This is a genomic window from Streptomyces sp. NPDC059895 (assembly GCF_042731035.1).
Classification (GTDB): domain Bacteria; phylum Actinomycetota; class Actinomycetes; order Streptomycetales; family Streptomycetaceae; genus Streptomyces.
Genome location: NZ_JBHWKO010000123.1, coordinates 1 through 3,091 on the forward strand (window position 1 = coordinate 1; position 3,091 = coordinate 3,091).

Sequence of the window (3,091 nt, forward strand, 5' to 3'; positions counted from 1 at the left end):
CACCTCCACGGACGCACCGGACCTACCTCACCCACCCCGGCACTACACCTGACCAGCACGAACCCAGCCCCACACTCGGTTTCGAGAAGCCTTCTAAGATCCCGAAGGTCTGTTCCACCCGCCACCGTTTGGGCTGCGGAACGAATCCCTGCTTCTCAGGGTTCCGCTGGACGATCTCGACGTCGATGCCGAGTCCGGCCCCGTGCGTGACGACCTGGTTCTTGAAGCCCTGGTCGACCAGGGCCTTGCTGACCGAGCCGCCGGCCGCGACGGCGACCTGGTCGAGCAGAGCGATGCCAGCAGCGTTGTCGTGGACACTCGCGGCCAGCACGGTGACGGCGATGACCAGGCCGAGGACGTCCACGGCCAGGCCCCGCTTGCGGCCCGGCACCCGTTTCGCGGCGTCCTTGCCCGTCGTGACCGCGGGGACCCCGGCGGCCGCCCGGACACTCTGGGTGTCCAGGATCACCAGGGTCGGGTCCTCTAATCGCCGGTTCCTCTCCCGCACCTGGCAGCGCAGGAGTTCATGAATCTGCTGGTCGGTGCCGTCGTCCCGCCAGGCGGCGAAGTAGTAGTACGTCGCGCTCTTCGGCGGCAGGTCGTTCGGCAGGAGAGCCCACTGACAGCCGGTCCTGGACTGGTAGAGGATCGAGTTCACGATCTCCCGCATCGAGTAGCGGCCCTGATGGCCGCTGACGGAACGGTGCCGGTTCTTCCAGGCCGTGAGCACTGGCTCGATCAACGCCCATTGCTCGTCCGTCAAGTCGCTTTGGTACGGCTTGCGTTCACTCACCCACCGATCCCAGCAGGCCACCGGCATCGGACCGGCACGTTCCGGCTATGCCCACACCATCAGGCGACACCAGAGCCACTCATAGACTCACAAACCGCCCACTGAGAGGTGCTGATCAGCTGGTCAGAGCGGGTTGACGGGTGTTCAGGTTCGTCGGTTCGGCCGTCGCCTGGTCGGCGTAGTGCTTCTCCTCGAACTCGATCGGGCTGAGCCAGCCGAGCCGCTCCTGGATGCGTCGACTGTTATAGAAGCCGTCGATGTACTCGAAGAGCGCGAGGTTTGCCTCGGCCCTGGTCGCGAAGACCCGACCGCGCACGCACTCCGTCTTGATCAGCATCCACAGGTTCTCCGCGAGAGCGTTGCCGTACGAGTCCCCTACGGAACCCATCGATGCCTGAACTCCCGCTCTCACCATGCGAGTTGTGAGCTTGATAGACGTATATTGACAGCCGTGGTCGGCGTGATGGATGAGCTTGCCGGGCTCGACCTCGCGGGACGCGAGGGCGTATTCCAAGGTGGTCAGGACCAGGTCGGCGTCCGCGCGGGCGGAGGTCTCCCACGCGACCACCCGGCGGGAGAAGGCGTCGCGGATCGCGGAGAGCCACAACGGTCCCTCGCCGGTCGAGATCATGGTGAGGTCGGTGACCCACAGCCGGTTCGGCGCCGGTGCGGTGAAGTCCCGCTCGACCAGGTCCGGGGCGAGCGTGGCCTTCGGGTCGCGGCGCGTGAAGCCCTTGCGGCGTGGGCTGATGCCCGCGATGTCGGCCTCGCGCATCAGTCGCTCGACCCGTTTGCGGCCCACGTGAACGCCCTCGCGTCTGAGGGCGGCGTGCACGCGCGGCGAACCGTAGACGCCACCGGAATCCGTGTGGATCTCCTTGATCCGCTCGGTCAGCTCGACATCGCGGCGCTGCCGTTCGCACGGTTCGCGCTCTGCCCGGCGCCAGCGGTAGTAGGTGGAGGAGGGAATGTGCAGTTCCCGCAGGACGCACTCGACTCCCAGGCGGGGATGCTCGTCGACGAGCGCCGTCACCTGGGCCGGGTCGGGTCGAGTTGCGCCGCGAAAAAAGCCGAGGCCGTCCGCAGGACGTCGTTGGCCCGCTTGAGCTGGGCGTTCTCCTTGCGCAGGGCCACCAGCTCGGCGCGTTCGTCGGTGGTGAGCCGGTCGTCGCGTTCGCCGGCGTCCGCCTCGGCCTGGCGGATCCAGCCGCGCAGAGCCTCGGGATGCACACCGAGGTCGACGGCGAGCTTCTTGATCTGCGGCTTCGACTCGGAGGTGCGGTACATCCGCACCGCACGCTCGCGCAACTCAAGCGAGTACTTTCTGGGGGCAGCCATGGTCGATGTTCCTCTCATGAATCCCATCTGACCCTCTGTCAACTCACTCCGCATCTCGGGGGAAGCTCAGTTCGTAGGCGGCATCGAGGATGCGGACTCCGGCTGCTCTGCTGTATGGCCCAGGGTTTCCATGGCCCCTTCCCCCTGTCCTGACAGGTAGGTGATTGTTTACTCACCTTGAAGGAAGACAGGGTGGGTCAACACTCACCCACTCGATCACGAACCCTGGAGAGGCTATGAAACTCACCGTTTTCGGTGCTACAGGAGGCATCGGCCGGGAGATCGTCCGGCAGGCACTGGACGCGGGACACCAGGTCACGGCTGTCGTACGGACCCCTTCCGGACTGGACATCACCGGCGAGGCCCTGGAGGTGTTCCGCGCCGACCTGACCGCCCCGCAGGCCGTGCGCCCTGCGGTGGCCGGCAAGGACGCGGTCTTGTCCGGCCTCGGTGCCCGCAGCCGCAAGGATGCCGGAGTCGCGACCCGGCTCACGCGTACGGTGCTGCGCGCCATGGAGGCAGAGGGCACACGGCGTCTCCTGGTGGTGAGTGCCGCTCCGGTCGGTCCCGCGCCTGAGGACGACGGCCCCCTCGACCGTGCTGTGCGCGGCATCGTCTCCGCCGTCCTCAAGGATGTCTACGCCGACCTGCGCGAGATGGAGGCCGAGTTGACCCGGAGTGCCACGGACTGGACGGTTGTACGCCCGCCGCGCCTGCAGAACAAACCGTTCACGGGCAGGTATCGGACGGCAGTCGGCGGCTTCCCGCCCAGGGGCCGCTTCGTGGCCCGGGCGGACGTGGCCCACGCGATGCTGGCGATGGCCGGTGATCCGGGGACGGTGAAGCAAGGGGTGGGCGTTGCCCGCTAGTGCCGCATCAAGCAACGTTTGCCCTGTCGACGACCGCGCGTAGGCGTCGGTCGTCGGCATGGCGGTTTCGCCAGATGATGTAGCGGCGGAT

At 67.0% G+C, this 3,091-nt stretch carries 3 protein-coding genes and 2 pseudogenes; 1 reads left to right on the plus strand and 4 read right to left on the minus strand.

Annotated features, from left to right (window positions below):
- Nucleotides 1-94 precede the first annotated feature (94 nt).
- From ACFV9M_RS41880 to ACFV9M_RS41890, 3 genes and pseudogenes are all read right to left on the minus strand, one after another.
- A pseudogene (locus ACFV9M_RS41880) lies at nt 95-793 on the minus strand (IS5 family transposase); the annotation flags it as partial.
- 115 nt (nt 794-908) lie between these two features.
- The gene (locus ACFV9M_RS41885) at nt 909-1,826 is read right to left on the minus strand and encodes an IS3 family transposase (protein WP_385079846.1); all 918 of its coding nucleotides are present in this window, start codon (nt 1,824-1,826) and stop codon (nt 909-911) included.
- Nucleotides 1,823-2,131, minus strand: a complete 309-nt coding sequence (locus tag ACFV9M_RS41890; protein WP_385079843.1) for a transposase — start codon at nt 2,129-2,131, stop codon at nt 1,823-1,825. Before ACFV9M_RS41890 ends, ACFV9M_RS41885 begins: the two co-directional genes overlap by 4 nt.
- Nucleotides 2,132-2,367: 236 nt before the next feature.
- Between ACFV9M_RS41890 and ACFV9M_RS41895 the strand changes: the two genes are divergently transcribed.
- Complete coding sequence (locus ACFV9M_RS41895; protein WP_385079840.1) at nt 2,368-3,000, plus strand: NAD(P)-dependent oxidoreductase; 633 nt, start codon at nt 2,368-2,370, stop codon at nt 2,998-3,000.
- Between the two features lie 7 nt (nt 3,001-3,007).
- Here ACFV9M_RS41895 and ACFV9M_RS41900 read toward each other — a convergent pair.
- Nucleotides 3,008-3,091 (minus strand): annotated as a pseudogene (locus ACFV9M_RS41900) (transposase); the annotation flags it as partial.